Source organism: Bradyrhizobium sp. AZCC 1693, from assembly GCF_036924745.1.
In the GTDB taxonomy this organism is placed as follows: Bacteria; Pseudomonadota; Alphaproteobacteria; order Rhizobiales; family Xanthobacteraceae; genus Bradyrhizobium.
Genome location: NZ_JAZHSD010000001.1, coordinates 495,513 through 514,001, shown reverse-complemented (window position 1 = coordinate 514,001; position 18,489 = coordinate 495,513). Strand labels below are relative to the sequence as shown.

Here is an 18,489-nt window from a genome sequence, read left to right as displayed (position 1 = left end):
CCTCCGCTTGGAATTTTTCTGTTTTGATCAGGGAAACTTCAGTTCTTCGGCGCCGATCTCGGCGAAGTAAGGCGCGACCATTGCCGGCGTCACGTCCTCGATTCTAGCCGGCGACCATTTTGGATTGCGGTCCTTGTCGATCACCGCAGCGCGCACGCCCTCGCGGAAATCATCGCTGGCAAAGACTTTCAGCGCGGCGCGGTATTCCCGAACCAGACATTCCTCGAGCGAGCGCGCGGTGCGTGCCAGCCGCAGCAGTTTCAGCGTCACCACCATGCCGCGCGGGGATTTCTCGTGCAGCGTCTTCAATGTCGCCTGCGCGAGCTCCGAACCATCGCGTTGCAAAGCCGCGACGATGTCTTCCATGCGGTCATAGGCGAACCAGCGATCGATCTTGTCCTGCGTCGCCGCGACGGGACCTGCGGTCTCACCCGTCGCGAAACCCGCGATCAGGGCTTTGACCTCTGGGGCAGTGATCCCGGCCCTTACCTTGGTGAGCGCCTCGCGCAAGGCAGGCAGTTTGGCCGACGGCACGACGGCGTCGGCAAATCCGGCATGGATTGCGTCGGGGCCATTCATGGTCCGACCGGTCAAGCCGAAGTAAGTGCCGATCTCTCCCGGCGAATGCGACAACAGCCAGGTGCCGCCGACATCGGGAAAGAAGCCAAGGCCGACTTCGGGCATCGCCAGTTTTGTCTTCTCGGTCACGACCCGATGGCTCGAATGTGCCGATAGCCCGACGCCGCCGCCCATCACAATGCCGTCCATGAATGCGACATACGGCTTCGGGAATTTCTTGATCCGGGCGTTTAGGATGTATTCGTCGCGCCACAGGATCTTGCCGAGATCGCCTTTGACCTTGGAGCTTTCCCAGAGCGCGCGGATGTCGCCGCCGGCGCACAGCCCGCGCTCGCCGGCACCTTCCAGTATGATCACTGCAACATCAGGATCGGCCTCGAACGCATCGAGCGCCTTGTCAACATCGTGGAACATCTCCAGCGTCACCGCATTGATCGCCTTCGGCCGGTTCAAGCGGAGGATGCCGGCCGAACCTTCCTTGCGCGCGATCAGGTCGCCCTCTGCAACAGCCACATCCGTCATCGCGCACCCTCGATCAGCTTGCGCGACACGATCAGCCGCATGATTTCGTTGGTTCCTTCCAGGATCTGGTGCACGCGCAGATCGCGCAGAATCTTCTCGATACCGTATTCGCTTAAGTAACCGTAGCCGCCGTGCAGTTGCAGCGCCTGGTTGGCGACCTCGAAGCCGACATCGGTGCCAAAACGCTTGGCCATCGCGCAGAGCATGGTGGCGTCCGCGTCCTTGCGGTCGAGAGCTGCGGCGGCACGCCACACAAGCGTCCGCGCCGCCTCCAGTTCGGTCGCCATGTCGGCGAGGCGAAACTGCAGCGCCTGGAATTCGTCGAGGCGTTTTCCAAAAGCCTTTCGCTCCTTCATGTAAGCCAGCGACTTGTCGAGCGCGCTCTGCGCACCGCCGAGCGAACAGGCCGCGATATTGATGCGCCCGCCGTCGAGCCCGGCCATCGCGATCTTGAAGCCGATCCCCTCCTCGCCCAGACGGTTCTCGACCGGCACGCGGGCATTCTCGAAAATCACCGCGCGCGTCGGCTGCGCGTTCCAGCCCATCTTGCGCTCGTTGGCGCCGAACGAGACGCCCGGCGTGTCGGCCGGAATCACCAGCGTCGAGATGCCGCCGGGTCCGTCGCCGCCGGTCCGCACCATCACCACATAAAGATCGCCCTTGCCGGCGCCGGAGATGAACTGCTTCTGGCCGTTGAGCACATAATGATCGCCGTCGCGCACCGCGCGGGTACGCAGCGCCGCGGCGTCCGAGCCGGAGCCCGGCTCGGTCAGGCAATAGCTCGCCAGCAGCTCCATGGTGCAGAGCTTTGGCAGCCATTTCTGGCGCTGGGTGTCGTTGCCGTAGGCATCGATCATCCACGACGACATGTTGTGGATCGAAATGTAGGCCGACACGGTCGGACAGCCCGTCGCGAGCGCCTCGAAGATCAGCGCGGCGTCAAAGCGGGTCATGGCGGAGCCGCCGACGTCGTCCTTGATGTAGATGCCGCCGATGCCAAGGCTTGCGGCCTCGCGCATCACGTCGACGGGGAAATGCTTCTCCTCGTCCCAGCGGAGCGCATGCGGCGCGATCTTCTCCGCGGCGAATTCGCGCGCCATGTCGCGAACCGCCACCTGGTCCTCATTGAGAGCGAACTGCATCTCCGCGCCCCGGTTATGACGCGCGCGTCAATTCATCGTCGGGATCGAGAACTCCGCGCCTTCCTTGACCCCGGACGGCCAGCGCGAGGTGATCGTCTTGGTCTTGGTGTAGAAGCGGATCGAATCCGGGCCGTGCTGGTTGAGATCGCCGAAGCCCGACTTCTTCCAGCCACCGAAGGTGTAGTACGCGATCGGCACCGGGATCGGCACGTTGATGCCGACCATGCCCACATTCACCTTGGCGGCAAAGTCGCGTGCGGCGTCGCCGTCGCGGGTGAAGATCGCAACGCCGTTGCCGTAGTCATGGTCCGACGGCAGTGCGAGGGCTTCCTTGTAGTCGTGGGCGCGCACCACCGACAGCACGGGTCCAAAGATCTCCTCCTTGTAGATCCGCATGTCCTTGGTGACGTTGTCGAACAGGCAACCGCCCATATAGAAGCCGTTCTCATAGCCCTGCATCTTGAAGCCGCGGCCATCGACCGCGAGCGTCGCGCCTTCCTTGATGCCGATATCGACATAATTCCTGACGCGGTTGAGCGCCTCCTTCGTCACCAGCGGACCGTAATCGGCGGAAGGATCGATCGAGGTGCCGATCTTCAGGCTCTCGACCCGCGGGATCAGCTTTTCCATCAACCGGTCGGCGGTGGGCTTGCCGACGGGCACCGCGACCGAAATCGCCATGCAGCGTTCGCCGGCCGAGCCGTAGCCCGCGCCGATCAGCGCATCGACGGTCTGGTCCATGTCGGCGTCGGGCATCACGATGGCGTGGTTCTTGGCGCCGCCGAAGCACTGCGCGCGCTTGCCGGTAGCGGCCGCGCGCTCATAGATATATTGCGCGATCGGCGACGAGCCGACGAAGCCGACGGCCCGGATATCGGGATCGTCGAGAATGGCGTCGACCGCTTCCTTGTCGCCGTTGACGACGTTGAGGATCCCGGCCGGCAGCCCTGCCTCGATCATCAAGGCGGCCAGCATCATCGGCACGCCGGGATCACGCTCGGACGGCTTCAGGATGAAGGCGTTGCCGCAGGCGATTGCAGGCGCGAATTTCCACATCGGGATCATCGCCGGGAAATTGAACGGCGTGATGCCGGCGACGACGCCAAGCGGCTGCCGCATCGAATAGATGTCGATGCCGGGGCCGGCGCCTTCGGTGTATTCGCCCTTCATCAGATGCGGGATGCCGCAGGCGAATTCAACGACCTCGAGGCCGCGCTGGATATCGCCCTTGGCGTCGGGAACGGTCTTGCCGTGCTCGCGCGCCAGCATGTCGGCGAGCTTGTCGTAATCGCGCTGGGCGAGTTCGAGGAACTTCATCATCACGCGCGCGCGACGCTGCGGATTGGTGTTAGCCCATTCGACCTGGGCGTCCCTGGCGTTTTCGACGGCGGCGCGAACCTCGGCCTTGGAGGCCAGCGCCACCTTGGCCTGGACGTCGCCGGTCATCGGCTCGAAAACGTCGGCCGTCCGCCCGGACGTGCCCTTGACCTCTTTGCCGCCGATGAAATGTCCGATTGAGCGCATGAATTTTCTCCCTAGAGCCCGGATGGATCGTGTTGGAGCCCTTTTTGACCTGCATTTCTTAGGATACAAGTCCGATATATTGCACCATAGATGTGCGGAAATGCTGGATCAAGGCACCAAGACGATCGACTGGGATGACTTCCGTTTCGTCCTCGCCATCGTGCGCGGCGGATCGGTCTCGGCTGCCGCGAAGCAGCTGTCGGTCGATCATGCCACCGTGATCCGGCGGGTCGACCGGCTGGAACGGCATCTCTCCGCAAAACTGTTCGATCGCCGCAAAACCGGCTACCTCCTGACCGAAGCCGGCCAGCGCGTCGCCGACAGCGCGGAAGCGATGGAATCCACCATCGTCGCCAACCAGGAGGCGGTCGGCGGCTCGCGCGCCCAGCTCACCGGCACGGTCCGGATCGGCGCCCCCGACGGGTTCGGCAGCCATTTTCTGGCCTCTCGGCTTCTGAAATTCACCGAGCGGTATCCCGATCTCGACCTGCAGCTCGTGGCGACGGCGCGGCTGTTCAGCCTGTCGAAGCGCGAGGCGGACATCGCGATCAGCCTGACGATGCCCAAGGAAGGCCGGATCGTCGGGCGCAAGCTGCTCGACTACAGCCTTGGGCTCTATGCCGCGCCCGCCTATCTCGATCGCGCGCCAAAAATCGTGTCGCGCGGCGACCTGCCCGGGCACCGCTTCGTCGGCTACATCGAGGAACTGCTGTTCACGCCGGAACTGGACTACCTGCCGCAGGTCTCGCCAAAAATTTCCGCCAAATTCCGCAGCGCCAATCTGATCGCGCAACTTAACGCCACCATCGCGGGGTTTGGAATCGCGGTGCTGCCGCACTTCATGGCGACGGCGCATCCGGAATTGCGGCCGGTGTTGCCGGACGAGATCAGGATTTCCCGCACGTTCTGGATGCTAATGCACGCCGACAGCAAGGATCTCGCGCGGATCAGGGCGGTGGCGGATTACATCTGCGAAACCGTGGACAGCGAGCGCGCGCTGTTTGGCGGAAGATGAGGACCTAACACAAATCCATCGTCGTTCCTGCGAAAGCATGCGAAAGCAGGGACCCATAACCACCGATGTGAAGGGCAACAAAAGGTGTCTCCACTTGTGCCCCTTCCACGGGCCGCGGCGTATGTTGGGGTGGACGGCCCCCGACGGCATCGATGTGCCAGAATGAGGTCGGTAAAGATCTCAAACAAGGGAGCCGTCCATGAGCGATATTATCCGAATTGGTGTGGACACGTCCAAGAGTGTTTTCCAGCTGCATGGGGTGGATGCGGCCGAGCGGCCGGTGCTGCGCAAGAAGCTGCGCCGACGCGACTTCCTGAGCTTTTTCGCGCAGCTGCCGCCGACCAAGGTGGGCCTGGAAGCTTGCGGCGGGTCGCACTACTGGGCACGCGAGCTGACGGCGCTGGGGCACGAGCCGAAGCTGCTGCCAGCGCAGCACGTAAGGCCGTACGTGCAGCGCAACAAGAACGACCAGAGAGATTCCGATGCGGTCTGCGAGGCAATGAGCCGGCCGCGCATGAGCTTCGTGAGGATCAAGAGTGCGGAAGAGCAAGCGGCGCAAATGTTGATGACGACGCGCCAGCGGCTGATCGACTATCGCACGCAGCTCATCAACACCATCCGCGGCCACGCGGCCGAGTTCGGGCTGACGGCCGCCAAAGGGCCTGCCCATGTCGGGCCGCTGCTGGCGCGTATTGCCGAAGACGGAACAGTGCCCGCGCTTGCCAAAGAGCTGTTCGCCATCCACGGCGACGAGTACGGCCGGCTGAAGCTCGAGCTGCGTGAGATCGAGGCGAAGCTGAAGGTCTGGCACCGGGAGAACGAGATGAGCCGGCGCCTTGCCGAGGTCGATGCCATCGGCCCGATCGGCGGCTGCTTGCTGGCGGTCAAAGCACCCGACCCGCATGCCTTCGGCTGCGGTCGCGACTTCGCGGCCTGGATGGGGTTGACCCCGAAGGATCATTCCACCGCCGGCAAGATGCGGCTCGGCGTCATTACCCGCGCCGGCGACGAGGCCTTGCGCCGCACCCTGGTGGTGGGCGCCACCTCGGTCATCCAGCAGGTCAACAAGGGCAAGGCGCATCCCTCGCCCTGGCTGCGCGATCTGGTGGCGCGCAAGCCACCGAAACTTGCCGCCGTGGCGCTCGCCAACAAGCTCGCGCGCATCGCCTGGAAACTGATGGTCAGCGGTGAACGCTACGACCCGGCGCGCGCCGGCATCGTCTCCCCGAGGCCAAGGGTAGCGCCGTGCTCGCGACGTCAAGGCCGCTGCGCGCCGCCTACGGCGGTGGCCTCCGGCCAGCCTTGACGACGCTTGCGCGCGGCGCTCGAAAGCTAGCCGCCATCGGTGAAACGAAGCACTCCGGGCCTCGCCCACAACACAACCAAGGTAATCACATGACCCGATATCCGACCCGCAGATCATCAACTTCGGCATGAGGCCCAAAGCCTCACGCCGCAGCCGAAGCTTGCTCGAGAACGGAAGATGGAACCTGATCGATCGATCACAGTCACGAGGCAAAACTCCGTGGGACCCGTTGGTGCAAAGACGCCGCGGCTATGTTTGGAGCTCGTGCTGTGGACCCCATCTTGGCAGCGGTCATGTGCGACCGCATCATCAGACCGGACATATGGCCGCAATCGCTTCGATCAAAAACCAGTTCCGCCTCTTGCCAGCAGGGGCCGTCCACATATGGGTCCCGGCGCCTGATGCGCAATTGCGCACTAGGCCGCGGCGACGTGAGAGGCCGTCGATTCTAATTCACCTTCGCCCGCGGCTTCTTCGCAACCGGCTTCGCCGCGGCGGCTCGGCCAAGCGCCGCCTCGCGGCCGGCAACCAGAATTTCGTCGGACAGATCACCGCTGCCGGCCACGCGGGACATCACCAGCGTGCCCATCATCGTCGCCAGCGTGCCCATCGCCTGCCGGCGCGCCGTCTTCCGCGGCACATCCGGAATCTGTTCGGCCATCACATCGATCAACTGTTCCAGCTTGGCACTAAAGGCCCTGCGGGTCTTGGCGCTTTCGCGGGCGATCTCGGCGCCGAGCGTCGGGACCGCGCAACCGCGACCGGGGTCGTCGCGGTGCACCGTCGAGACGTAGGAATCGACGATCGTCGAAAGCCGCTTCTCCGGCAGCGTCTCAGCGGCGATCTTGCGCCAGTGCTCGACCGAGCGGTCCATCGCATAGGCAAAGGCCTCGATCACCAGCGCCTCGCGGGAATCGAAATGGGCGTAGAAGCCGCCATGGGTCAGGCCGGCCTCCTTCATCAGGTCGGCGACGCCGATACCATGCGCGCCCTTTTCGCGAAGCCGCACCGAGGCCTTCTTCACGATCCGCGCGTGGGTCTCCTGCTTGTGCTCTTTCGAATAACGCATCAAGGCGTCCCATGAAATGTCTGCAGTCATATAATAGCAGTTGTGCGGGCGAAAAGCTGCATCTATTTCGCTTTTTCAGCACCGATCATCGTGAATGTGGCGGTCGCGTGCACTGCAAGATTGCCCGCGCCGTCGCGGACGAAGCCTTCGGCATAGCTGGTCTGGCGGCCGAGTTTTACCACTTTGCCTTCCGCCGAGATCCTGCCTGATCGCGCCGACAACGGCCGCAAATACGTCAGCTTGAGGTCCAGCGTGACGGAGGTCTGCCCCGCCGGCTGCATGGTGGCAATGGCGCAACCCATAGCGGTATCCAGGAGCGCCGCGGCGGTCGCGCCGTGGAGCAGTCCGATGGTATTTTCGAGACTTTCATCCGGATCCAGTTCCATCACGATCCGGCCCGGTTCGGCGACACGCATCTCGAAGCCGATCAACCGGGCCATCGGCGGCGGTGGCAGGATGCCGTCGCGGATCGCACACATCGTCTCCAGACCGGACATCCCGGTAGCCGCCTTCGCCACTGGCCCCGGCGCTTGCCACTCCACCACCCGATGCCTGCGCGTATCGAGCGAAAACAGGTCGGCGGTCTCGGTTACAGTCATAATGGCTCCTTTGAATTATGATCGTAATTCTATGTCGGCGCGTGCCGCCGCGCAACACCTGCCTGCGTCCCCTTGACAAGCCGCCGCAATGTCCTTGGAAGTGACGTCAACCGTCCCGAACAAGTCCGGAAAACAAAATGGAAATGCTCAATCCCCACTGCGGTGTCGACCGCGACGATCGGGGCGTCGTTCGTCTCTCGATCTGCAATGCGGGCACCCTCAACATCCTGTCCTCCGCCGTCACCGATGATGTGCGCGAAGGGTTCGAGAAGCTCGCCGGCGACAAGAGTATTCGCGCGGTCATCCTCGCCGGCCAAGGCGAGAAGAGCATGATCGGCGGCGCCGACATCAAGGAGATGGCGCGTCTCGACCAGAAATCAGCGGAAGCCTTCATCACGCGGCTGCGCGATCTGTGCGAGGCCGTGCGCAACTTTCCGGCGCCCGTGATTGCGCGGCTGCCCGGCTGGTGCCTGGGCGGCGGATTGGAAGTCGCCGCCGCCTGCGATTTCCGGATTGCGGCCCATGACGCCAAATTCGGCATGCCGGAGGTACGTGTCGGTATCCCCTCGGTGATCCACGCCGCATTGCTGCCGCGGCTGATCGGCTGGGGCCGCGCCCGCTGGCTGGTGATGACCGCGGAGAATATCGACGCGCCCACCGCGCTCGCCTGGGGCCTGGTCGACGTGGTCGCGAAGCAAGGCGGACTCGATGCCGCCGTCGAGCATACGGTCAACGCCCTGCTCGAATGCGGTCCCGAAGCGCTGCGCGCGCAGAAGGCGTTGCTGCGCCAATGGGAGGAACTGCCGCTGACCGAATCCGTCAACTTGAGCGTCGGTGTGTTCGGACAATCCTTCCTGACCGGCGAGCCGCAGCGGCTGATGCAGGGGTTTCTCGACCGCAAGAAATAGACGGAGGGAGACATGAGACCTGCCGGCAAGGGAGCGCTGGAATCGCTCTATTTCGACTATCCGCGGTTCGCGGCGCGGCGTGTCCCCGAACTTGACAGCGTCGCGACGCGGCATCCCGTCCTGATCGCAGGAGCGGGCCCGATCGGCATGACGGCGGCGCTGGTGCTGGCGCGCTACGGCATCAAGAGCGTGTTGGTCGAACGCAAGGACACATTTAATGACGGCAGCCGCGCCATCTGCATCGCGCGGCCGAGCATGCATATCCTGGAACGGATCGGCGCGGTCGCGCCGTTTGTCGAAAAGGCGCTCGGCTGGCGGTTCGGCCGCAGCTACTACCGCGGCGAACAGATCTTCCGGCTCGAGATGCCGCAACCGCCGGGCGAAAAATATCTGCCAATGTACAATCTGCAGCAGCAGTATATCGAAAAATTCCTGCACGATGCGGTCGCGGCCAGCGGCCTCATCGACATGCGCTGGCAAAGCGAATTGTCGGCCATCGAACGTCACAACGATGGCGTATCGGTTCGGATTTCATCGCCGGAGGGCGATTACCGGCTCGATGCCGACTATGTGCTGGCCTCCGATGGGGCGCGCTCGCCGATCCGCTCCATGCTCGGGCTGCGGCTGAAGGGTGACAATTACGAAGGCCGGTACGTGATCGCGGATATCCGCATGGATCACGACTTTCCGACCGAGCGCCGCGCCTTTTTCGAACCAAGCGGCAATCCCGGCGGCACGGTGCTGATTCACAAGCAGCCGGACGATATCTGGCGCGTGGACTACCAGCTCCGCGAAGGCGAAAGCGAGGCGGATGCCCTGAAGGAGGAAAACATCCGCGCCCGCGTCGGCGCCATCCTTGCCGATATCGGCCACACCAAACCGTGGGAGCTGGAATGGTGGAGCGTCTATTCCGCCAATACGCTCTGCCTCGACGACTACCGGCACGGCCGCGTCTTCTTCATCGGCGATGCCGCGCACATCGTGCCGATTTTCGGCGTGCGCGGACTGAACAACGGTCTCGCGGATGCCGAAAACATCGGCTGGAAGCTGGCGCTCGTCCTCCGCGGCGAGTCGGACGACCGGCTGCTCGACAGCTATTCGCCGGAGCGGCGCGGCGCCACGCTCGACGTCTTCGCCAATGCCACCAAGAGCACGCGCTTCATGACGCCGCCGACGCGCGGCTGGCGACTGGCGCGCGAGGCGGCGCTGTCGCTCAGTTTGAAGCACGAATTTCCGCGAGGGCTCGCCAATCCGCGCCAGATGCAACCCTACACCTACTCGGAAAGCCCGCTGACGCCCTACGCCGAACGCAATGCTGAATTTGCCGGCGGCGCTCCTTGCGGCAGCGTCGCGCCGAATGCCAGGCTCAACGACGGGAGCTATCTATTGGATCGCGCCGGCGATGGCATGACGGCGATCCTGTTCTGCGAGGAGCAACCCACCCGCGAACAGGTGGCGCTGCTCGCGCAACTCGGCCGGATCGACAAGCGCTTCGTCCCGATGCTGGTCACCTCGCACGGCTCGGCCGCCGAAGCGGAAACCATTGCTGACCATGACGGCGAAATCGCCCGTCTGTTCGCCGCAAGACCGGGTACGCTCTATCTGCTGCGGCCCGACCTGCACATTGCCGGGCGATGGAAGGCCGTCGTCCCCGGCGAGATCCTGAAAACCGCGAGCCTTTGCCTGGGAAGCGAGACGCCATGAGCGCCATGCCGTTCGAGGATTTCGAGACCGCCTATGAGACGCTGGCGACGGCGATCGATCAGGCGGGACCTGCGCGCGAAGCACTGTTCTTGACCCGGCTTGCGCTCGTGCTCGGCCACGAACTCGGCGACGTCGCGGTCTTCAGGAAGGCCATCGAGACCGCGCTCGACGGGCTGGAATAGCGTTCGCCACAATCCTCGCCCGGACAACGATCGATCAACTTCTCTCATGCGAAGGGCGAGATTTTTCATGGGATGATCCGTTGCGATTTTTTGCAGCGCATAATATTATAAGTATAATCCAATTCCAGAGTTGGCCCCGCACGGATCGATCCTGATGCCAGCTCTTCCCCGTCATGTCCTGAAATGAGGGAAGTACGACATTCAAGTCAGACGACCATCACGTCAGGATACCTAAGGCAAACCAAGCAAATCTTCCCTCTGGAATCCTCTGAGGTTCAATGATCTCGAACTGGCTGTCAGCCACCCTCGCCCGCCGCAACATCCACTACGGCTGGGTGATGGTCGGCGTGACCTTCCTCACCGCCCTGATCTCCGCCGGCACGGTCGGCGCCCCCGGCGTTTTCATCGTGCCCCTGCAGAAGGAATTCGGCTGGACCACGGCCGAGATTTCCTCGGCGCTGTCGATCCGCTTCATCCTGTTCGGGCTGATGGCGCCGTTTGCCGCCGCGCTGATGAACCGCTACGGCCTGCGCAATGTGACGCTGCTGGCGCTGCTGATCGTCGTATCCGGCCTCGTCGCGTCGCTGGCGATGACACAGGTCTGGCAGTTGATGCTGCTGTGGGGCGTGGTGATCGGGCTCGGCACCGGCATGACGGCGCTGGTGCTGGGCGCGACGATTGCCGCGCGCTGGTTCGTGGCCCGGCGCGGGCTTGTCGTCGGCATCCTCACCGCGAGCGTTGCGACCGGGCAGCTTGCCTTCCTGCCGCTATTGGCGAGCCTGACCGATGCTTATGGCTGGCGGCTCGCGCTGGCGCTGGTTTGCGTGATGCTGGGCGTGGCCGCGTTCGCCGTGCTGATGGTCGTGCGCGACCGGCCAAGCGACGTCGGCTTGCGGCCGTTCGGCGATGAAGGCACCGAGCCGCTGCCGGCGCCGCCGCCGAACAACACGCCGATCATGGCGGCGGCGCTCGGCACGCTCCGCGATGCCTCGAAGTCGGGTGTGTTCTGGATCCTGTTCGCCACCTTTTTCATCTGCGGCGCCTCGACCAACGGCCTGGTCCAGGTGCATTTGATCCCGATGTGCCTCGATTTCGGCATTCCGCAGGTGCAGGCGGCAAGCCTGCTCGCGGCGATGGGCATTTTCGATTTCGTCGGGACCATCGCGTCCGGCTGGCTGTCCGACCGCTACGACAACCGCTGGCTCCTGTTCTGGTATTACGGCCTGCGCGGCCTGTCGCTGTTGTTCCTGCCGTTCACCGATTTCTCGTTCTACGGCCTGTCCGTGTTCGCGATGTTCTACGGGCTCGACTGGATCGCGACCGTGCCGCCGACCGTGCGGCTCACCGCGCAGCGGTTCGGCCCCGAGCGGGCCAACCTGGTGTTCGGCTGGATTTTCGCCGGCCATCAGCTCGGCGCGGGCGTCGCCGCCTTCGGGGCCGGCCTGTCGCGGACGGTGCTGCAGACCTACCTGCCGGCCTTCTTCGTCGCCGGCGCGCTCTGTGTGGTGGCGGCGCTGATTGTGCTGGCGATCTCACGGCCGAAGCCGGTGGTGGCATAATGTAACGCGTCATTCCGGGATGGTGCGTTAGCACCAGACCCGGAATCTCGAGATTCTCCGATGTGCAATTGCACATCGTAGCTCGATGCTTCGCATCGCCCCGGAATGACATCCCCCTACGGCCGCGTCGACATGTTGCTCGGCGGCCCTACACTGCGGATCGGCTCCGCCAATCGCGCGAATTCGCACAATAGCGAACGCGTCCTGCGGGGATCGATCACCTCCTCGACCCAGAATTTCTCGGCGGAGCGGAACGGCGAGCGCAGCTTGTTGAGGCGATCCTCAATCTCCTTCAGCTTCGCGGCCGGGTCATCTGAACCGTCGATGTCGGCGCGGTAGGCCGCCTCGATACCGCCTTCCAGCGGCAGCGAGCCCCAATAGGCCGACGGCCAGGCGTAGCGCATCGAATAGCGATTGGCCGGCTGATGCACGACGCCGGCAACACCAAAGGCGTTGCGCACGATGATGGTGCACCAGGGAACGGTCGACTGGTTGACCGCCGCCATCGCCCGCACGCCGTGGCGGATGGTCGCCGACTTCTCGGCCTCGAGCCCGATCATGAAGCCCGGACAATCCATCAGATACACGACCGGCAGATGGAAGGTTTCCGCGAAATCGACCCAGCGCACCACCTTCTGGCACGCTTCCGCCGTCCACGACCCGCCATAGTGGAAGGGATCGCTGGCCAGCAGCAGCACCGCACGGCCTTCGAGCCGGGCAAGCCCGGTGATAACAGGGCGGCCGAAATTGGCGTTGACCTCGAAGAACGAGCCCTTGTCGACCACGGCGTCGATGATCGGGCGCATCTTGTAGACCTGGCGGCGGTTGCGCGGCACCGCCTTCAGCAGCGATTCTTCCGCGCGCTCCGGATCGTCCGCGCAGGGCGTGGTCGGCGGCAGGTCGTACACTGAGGGCGGCAGATAGGACAGAAAGCGCCTGGCGCGCTCGAACGCCTCCTCCTCGGTGTCGACGGCATCGTCGACGCCGCCGGCGCGGGTCTGGATCTCGGCGCCGCCAAGTTCCGTTTTGGTCAGATCCTGGCCGAGACGCTTCACCACCGGCGGACCCGCGACGAACATTGCCGAATTCCGGGTCATGATCGAATAATGGCTCGCGGCTAGCCGCGCCGCGCCAAGCCCCGCGACCGAACCGAGCCCAAGAGCCACCACGGGCACGCGCGCCATGTTCGCGGTCGTAAACCAGTACCAGCGCGTGCCGCCGACGCCGCCCGGCAGATTGGCCGCGCCCCTTGTTTCGATCGTCTTCACCGAACCGCCGCCACCCGAACCTTCGATCACGCGGATGATCGGCAGGCGGAAATCATGCGCCATCTCCTCGGCCATCAGCGGCTTGGCGGAAATCGAGGCGTCGGCCGAGCCGCCGCGCACGGTGAAATCGTCGCCGACCACAACCACGGTACGGCCGTCGACCTTGCCGCGGCCGAACACGCAGTTGGCCGGCGTCAGGTGCTTGAGCTCGCTGTTGTCGTCGTATTCGGCGATGCCGGAAATCGCGCCGATCTCGTGGAAGGAATTCTTGTCGATCAGTCTGTCGATGCGCTCACGAACGGTGAGCCGGCCCTGGTCATGCTGGCGCTTGACCTTGTCAACGCCTCCCATCTCGCGCGCGAACGCTTCGCGCCGAGCGAGCTCGTCGAGCTCCGGCTTCCAGTTCATTCGTATCCTCCGTCTTGATGATCTTGTTGTTATTGTGGGGCCGCGCCGGAAGCGGCTTTCTTTCCATACGGCTTGTGAAGATGTCGCCCTCGGCGCCTTCGAGCAGGCCGCCGATCGCAACGCCGAGTTCGAGCATCAGCGGCGCCACTTCCTGGTGCAACCGCTTCTCATCAAACATCGCGGCGAGCAGGCCGATCGTCACGACGACAAAGGTTTGATATTGCGGCGACCATACCGGCACCGCGCAGCCGTTGATATGCGGGCTCCAGGTGCCGCATCCCACGACATAGCCGTGTTCACGCAAATGGCGACGGTTGTCTTCGATGCGCGATTTCAACTGTCCCGCGTTTTCGGGAATCTCACGCTCCATTTCGGCGATCAAGGCGTCGCCGATTTCGGTATCGAGCGCTGCGGTGTAGGCAAAGCCGGCCGCAGTGCTCGTTATCGAGATGCGGCTGCCGGTGCCTTCATGCAAGCCAAGCGCGTTCGCCGCACGCGCAAATTCGAGATAGACCAGATGATAGCGGTCCGGAATCACGAAGCCGACGGTGCCCGGCAATTGATCGGCGACATCCTGCAGCCGTAGCCGGATCAGATTGCGAAGCTGCAACCCCTTCATCATCGAGGTGCTCATCGCCACCGCGCTTGGACCGATGCGGTATTTCTGGTCCCGCGGCAGATAGACGAGCTGGCCCATCCGCGTCAGCGTGTGGGTGAGCCGCGATACCGTCGAGCGCGGCAGACCGCAGCGACTGGAAATTTCCAGATTGCCGAGCCTCGCTTCATGACCCTCGAAGCAGCGCAGGACGTCGAACGCCCGCGACACCACCTGGATCACATCACCCTCGCCCGCCAGATCGCTGGCGAGCATTCCCTGTTTGCTAAGCCGTTCCGAGCGTCTTCCCATTGTTATGGCTCCATGGCCTAATTTCGCCCTGCGGAATAAAATTCCACTTGCAGAACAAACTACCTCAGGCAATCTGCGGCCACAACAAAAAGCCGTTCACGAGGACAGCCAGTCCGTCAGACGGTCCCCGGGAGGACGGAAATGCCAGAAATCAAGATCGTCACCGAAGTCGCCGGTCGCGTGTGCGCGCTTCCCGTCACAACCGGCGGAAACGTCGGCGACGGCGACGAGATTGCTTTCGTCGAAGCCATGAAGATGGAAATTCCGGTCACGTCGACGACGGCAGGAAGAATCAAGGCTATCCTGGTCAAGCTCGACGACGTCATCGCTGAAGGACAGGTCGTCGCAATCATCGAAGCTTAACGGATCGCGTCATAAGACTTGCCTGCGATGCGTTCCGCGACAATCTGTCCAGCCCAGGTGTTGACGTAGGCGCACCTGACGTTGCCATCACAAGCAGCCGATGACATGATCAACGCTAACGTGTGACTTTCGCATAGCGAAAACTATCTGAGGGGAAAAATTATGATTCATCGGTTGAAGCTGCTCGCGCCAATTGTCCTTGCAGGCGCCTTGCTGCTGGCCTCGCCGGCCTGGTCCGACGACGTCAAGCTGCCGCCGACCATGGTCGTCACCGCCTATGACACCGGAACGGCGGGCTTCAACATCGCCGTCGGCATCGGCAAAATGATGAAGGACAAATACGGTACCGACGTCCGCGTGCTGCCTGCCGGCAATGACGTGGCGCGACTGGCGCCGTTGCGCGCCAAGCGCGCGGCCATGTCCGCGATGGGCTCCGGCTCCTATTTCGCCCAGGAAGGCGTGTTCGAATTCGGCACCAAGGAATGGGGTCCGCAAGCCCTGCAATTGGTGCTGTCTACCGTCGACTGCAACGCCGCTACGCTCGGGGTCGCCAAGGATAGCGGCGTGACCGAGATCAAGCAGCTCAAGGGCAAGCGGGTCGGCTTCGTGGTCGGTTCGCCGGCGCTGAACCAGAACGCGCTCGCGATCCTGGCGTTCGGCGACCTCAAGCAGAGCGACGTCAAGATCGTCGAATTCTCGAGCTATGGCGCGATGTGGAAGGGCATGATCAACAACGACGTCGATGCCGCGTTCGCCACCACCATCACCGGCCCGGCGAAAGAACTCGAGACATCGCCGCGCGGCATCATCTGGCCGCCTTTGCCCCCCGGCGACAAGGCCGGCTGGGAGCGCGTGAAAAAGGTTGGCTCGTTCTTCTTCCCGCACACCGCGACTTGCGGCGCCGGCATCTCCAAGGACAAGCCGATCGAACTCGGCAACTACCCCTACCCGATCTTCGTGTCTTACGGATCGCTGGCCGCCGACGACGTCTATGCCATCACCAAGGCGATGATCACGGGTTACGACGCTTATAAGGATTCCGCGCCCGGCGCGGCCGGCCTTGCGGCCGACCGCCAGACCAAAAACTGGGTGGTTCCGGTGCATCCGGGCGCCGTGAGGGCGCTGAAGGAAGCCGGACAGTGGAGCGACGAACAGGATGCCCACAACAAGGCACTGCTCAAGCGCCAGCAGGTATTGGCGGCGGCGTGGACGGACTTCACCAAGTCCAATCCGCCATCGGATGACAAGGCGTTTTTCGATGCCTGGATGAAGTCGCGCGCTGCGGCGCTGGCAAAGGCGAATATGCCGAACGGATTCGAATAGCACCGCCGCTATTCGCTCAAGTCGAAGGCCAACACCGTCTCGGGGGAAATGATGTCGAGCGATAGCGTAGTCGTGCCTGCAAAACGAATTGAGTTCGACGACCCGCATGCCAACATGCAGGAAGCCGAAGTCACACGCGTGCGCGCGCTGCGCGGGGCGTGGCGCTGGGCGCTGGTGGTTGCAACCGCGGTAACCATCCTGCTGTGCATCAACCAGCAATTCTCCCTGCGCTTCTTCATCGGCTACACGCAGCTCAACACGGAGTATTTCTATCTCCTGATTGCGCTGATGCTGCCATTCACGTTCCTGATCTTTCCGGGAGCCGAGAGTTCGCCGCTGGATCGAATTCCCTGGTATGACATCCTGCTCTTTGTCGTCACTTTCGCCTGCGCCATTCTCCTGATGCGCAGCGTCCGCAAGGCGGCAGAAGCCGGCTGGGAATTCGGCGGTGCGCCGACGCCCGTCATCGTCGCCGGCGTCATCATGTGGGCGGTGCTGATGGAGGCGTTGCGGCGCACAGGCGGCTGGAGCCTGCTGCTGAGCGTGCTGCCGTTTACGGTTTATCCCCTGTTCGCCGATGCCAAGTGGCTGGGCCCGTTCCGCGGCACGCAATCGACGCTCGAACAGGCGACCTCCTATCACGTGCTGTCGGGCGAAAGCCTGCTCGGCATCCCGATCCAGGCCTTTGCCGACACCGTGATCGGCTTTCTGGTGTTCGGCACCGCGCTGATGATGACGGGCGCCGGCAAATTCTTCATCAACATCGCCTTTGCGCTGTGCGGCACCTTCCGGGGCGGCGCCGCGAAGGTTTGCATCTTTGCCTCCGGCTTGCTCGGCATGATGTCCGGCTCGATCATCTCCAACGTGCTGACCGCCGGCACTATGACCATTCCTGTCATGAAGAAAAGCGGCTTCCGCGCCTCCTATGCCGGGGCAATCGAGGCCTGCGCGTCGACCGGCGCGGTGCTGGCGCCGCCGGTGATGGGCGCGACCGCGTTCGTGATCGCGCAGTTCCTCAATGTCAGCTACGCCGACGTCGCCCTCGCCGCGATCATACCGGCCGTGCTGTATTATGTCGGTCTGTTCATGCAGGTGGATTCCTATGCCGCGCGCCACGGGCTGAAGGGCATTCCGCGCGCCGAGCTGCCGAAGGTCTGGGACACCATCAAGGAAGGATGGTACTATGTCTTCGTCATCGCGCTCCTGATCGTGATGCTGCTGTATTTCAAGCGCGAGAGCCACGCGCCGTTCTATGCGACCGCGCTGCTGCTGGTACTGAACCAGATCTTCTCCAAGGACACGCGCTGGACACTTGCGACCATCAGCAAGTTCCTCGAGGTCAACGGCCGCACCTTCGTCGAGCTGGTCGGCATCCTGGCCGGCTGCGGCCTGTTGATCGGCGCGTTTTCGATGACCGGCGTCGTCTCCAGCCTCGCCAACGATCTGTTGCGCATCGCCGGCGACAATGCGTTCCTCCTGCTCGGCATGTGCGCCTTCACCAGCCTCATCCTTGGGCTCGGGCTGACCACGACGGCCTGCTACATCTTTCTCGCCATTCTGGTGGCGCCCGCGTTGGAAAAGCTCGGCCTCAACCGCATGGCCGTGCACATGTTCATCTTCTACTGGGGCATGCTGTCCTCGATCACGCCGCCGGTCGCGATCGCCTCCTTTGCCGCAGCCGGCATAGCCGGCTCTCCGGCGATGAAGACCGGATGGGAATCGATGTGGGTCGGCAGCATCATCTATTTCATTCCGTTCTTCTTCGTGCTGAACCCCGCGCTGGTGCTGCAGGGACCAAGCCCGTATCTGGAAGGGCTCGGGCTGATGGCGCTGGCGGGCTTCGGAACGCTGTTCATCTGCGGTGGCATCCAGGGCTATCAGGTCTTCGTCGGCGACCTCAGGGGCACCGGCCTACTGGAATGGCCGCTGCGGGTATTGCTCGTGATCGGCGGGTTCGTGGTGGCCACGCCCGGCGGCGGCATCATGCCGCTGTCACAGATACAGGTCACGATGCTCGGTCTCGCCATTCTCATACCCACCGCGCTGATCGCGTTCGTCCTCATACGTCGCCAGACCCTGGTGCCGGACCAGTTGCGCGCACCCTGATTGCG

Annotated in this window: 17 protein-coding genes; 10 read left to right on the top strand and 7 right to left on the bottom strand. The window is 63.5% G+C overall.

Annotation, left to right across the window (positions count from 1 at the left end):
• Window positions 1-27: 27 nt before the first annotated feature.
• Genes V1293_RS02490 through V1293_RS02480 form a run of 3 tightly spaced genes read right to left on the bottom strand, consistent with a single transcriptional unit; the run spans window position 28 to window position 3,767 of the window.
• A complete protein-coding gene (locus V1293_RS02490; protein WP_334506405.1) occupies window positions 28-1,101 on the bottom strand; it encodes an enoyl-CoA hydratase/isomerase family protein in 1,074 nt (357 codons plus the stop codon).
• Window positions 1,098-2,243, bottom strand: a complete 1,146-nt coding sequence (locus tag V1293_RS02485; protein ID WP_334506403.1) for an isobutyryl-CoA dehydrogenase — start codon at window positions 2,241-2,243, stop codon at window positions 1,098-1,100. The genes V1293_RS02490 and V1293_RS02485 overlap by 4 nt, the downstream gene beginning before the upstream one ends.
• A gap of 27 nt (window positions 2,244-2,270) precedes the next feature.
• Window positions 2,271-3,767, bottom strand: coding sequence for a CoA-acylating methylmalonate-semialdehyde dehydrogenase (locus V1293_RS02480; RefSeq protein ID WP_334506401.1), 1,497 nt, complete (start codon window positions 3,765-3,767; stop codon window positions 2,271-2,273).
• A 100-nt stretch (window positions 3,768-3,867) separates the two neighbouring features.
• On the opposite strand from V1293_RS02480, the gene V1293_RS02475 reads away from it, so the two are divergent.
• Both V1293_RS02475 and V1293_RS02470 read left to right on the top strand, forming a co-directional pair.
• Window positions 3,868-4,782, top strand: a complete 915-nt coding sequence (locus tag V1293_RS02475) for a LysR family transcriptional regulator (RefSeq protein ID WP_334506399.1) — start codon at window positions 3,868-3,870, stop codon at window positions 4,780-4,782.
• Between the two features lie 199 nt (window positions 4,783-4,981).
• Window positions 4,982-6,088, top strand: a complete 1,107-nt coding sequence (locus V1293_RS02470; RefSeq protein ID WP_334506397.1) for an IS110 family transposase — start codon at window positions 4,982-4,984, stop codon at window positions 6,086-6,088.
• A 448-nt stretch (window positions 6,089-6,536) separates the two neighbouring features.
• Here the strand turns inward: V1293_RS02470 and V1293_RS02465 are convergent, their stop codons facing one another.
• On the bottom strand, window positions 6,537-7,157 hold the full coding sequence (locus tag V1293_RS02465) for a TetR/AcrR family transcriptional regulator (RefSeq protein ID WP_334506395.1): 621 nt from the start codon (window positions 7,155-7,157) through the stop codon (window positions 6,537-6,539).
• A 62-nt stretch (window positions 7,158-7,219) separates the two neighbouring features.
• Window positions 7,220-7,756 carry a PaaI family thioesterase gene (locus V1293_RS02460; RefSeq protein WP_334506393.1) on the bottom strand — a complete coding sequence of 179 codons (537 nt, stop codon included), beginning with the start codon at window positions 7,754-7,756 and terminating at the stop codon, window positions 7,220-7,222.
• Between the two features lie 137 nt (window positions 7,757-7,893).
• Between V1293_RS02460 and V1293_RS02455 the strand changes: the two genes are divergently transcribed.
• The 4 genes from V1293_RS02455 to V1293_RS02440 all read left to right on the top strand — a co-directional run bounded on the left by V1293_RS02455 (window position 7,894) and on the right by V1293_RS02440 (window position 12,109).
• The gene (locus tag V1293_RS02455) at window positions 7,894-8,664 is read left to right on the top strand and encodes an enoyl-CoA hydratase (protein ID WP_334506391.1); all 771 of its coding nucleotides are present in this window, start codon (window positions 7,894-7,896) and stop codon (window positions 8,662-8,664) included.
• Between the two features lie 12 nt (window positions 8,665-8,676).
• Window positions 8,677-10,368 (top strand): FAD-dependent monooxygenase, encoded by a 1,692-nt coding sequence (locus V1293_RS02450; RefSeq protein WP_334506389.1) that lies wholly within the window; start codon window positions 8,677-8,679, stop codon window positions 10,366-10,368.
• Window positions 10,365-10,550 carry a hypothetical protein gene (locus V1293_RS02445; RefSeq protein WP_334506387.1) on the top strand — a complete coding sequence of 62 codons (186 nt, stop codon included), beginning with the start codon at window positions 10,365-10,367 and terminating at the stop codon, window positions 10,548-10,550. The genes V1293_RS02450 and V1293_RS02445 overlap by 4 nt, the downstream gene beginning before the upstream one ends.
• A gap of 278 nt (window positions 10,551-10,828) precedes the next feature.
• Entirely contained in the window at window positions 10,829-12,109 is a 1,281-nt protein-coding gene (locus V1293_RS02440) for an MFS transporter (RefSeq protein WP_334506385.1), read from the top strand.
• A 116-nt stretch (window positions 12,110-12,225) separates the two neighbouring features.
• On the opposite strand, the gene V1293_RS02435 is transcribed toward V1293_RS02440, so the two are convergent.
• A complete protein-coding gene (locus V1293_RS02435; RefSeq protein ID WP_334506383.1) occupies window positions 12,226-13,785 on the bottom strand; it encodes an acyl-CoA carboxylase subunit beta in 1,560 nt (519 codons plus the stop codon).
• The gene (locus tag V1293_RS02430; protein WP_334506381.1) at window positions 13,715-14,692 is read right to left on the bottom strand and encodes an IclR family transcriptional regulator; all 978 of its coding nucleotides are present in this window, start codon (window positions 14,690-14,692) and stop codon (window positions 13,715-13,717) included. Before V1293_RS02430 ends, V1293_RS02435 begins: the two co-directional genes overlap by 71 nt.
• A 141-nt stretch (window positions 14,693-14,833) precedes the next feature.
• Here V1293_RS02430 and V1293_RS02425 point away from each other — a divergent pair, with 141 nt between their 5' ends.
• The 4 genes from V1293_RS02425 to V1293_RS02415 are packed head-to-tail and all read left to right on the top strand — an operon-like array spanning window position 14,834 to window position 18,484.
• Entirely contained in the window at window positions 14,834-15,055 is a 222-nt protein-coding gene (locus V1293_RS02425) for an acetyl-CoA carboxylase biotin carboxyl carrier protein subunit (RefSeq protein ID WP_334506379.1), read from the top strand.
• A gap of 11 nt (window positions 15,056-15,066) precedes the next feature.
• Window positions 15,067-15,159, top strand: a complete 93-nt coding sequence (locus V1293_RS36085; RefSeq protein ID WP_442894328.1) for a hypothetical protein — start codon at window positions 15,067-15,069, stop codon at window positions 15,157-15,159.
• Window positions 15,160-15,217: 58 nt separating this feature from the next.
• Window positions 15,218-16,378, top strand: coding sequence for a TAXI family TRAP transporter solute-binding subunit (locus tag V1293_RS02420; protein ID WP_334506377.1), 1,161 nt, complete (start codon window positions 15,218-15,220; stop codon window positions 16,376-16,378).
• A gap of 51 nt (window positions 16,379-16,429) precedes the next feature.
• A complete protein-coding gene (locus V1293_RS02415; protein WP_442894198.1) occupies window positions 16,430-18,484 on the top strand; it encodes a TRAP transporter permease in 2,055 nt (684 codons plus the stop codon).
• Window positions 18,485-18,489: the final 5 nt, after the last annotated feature.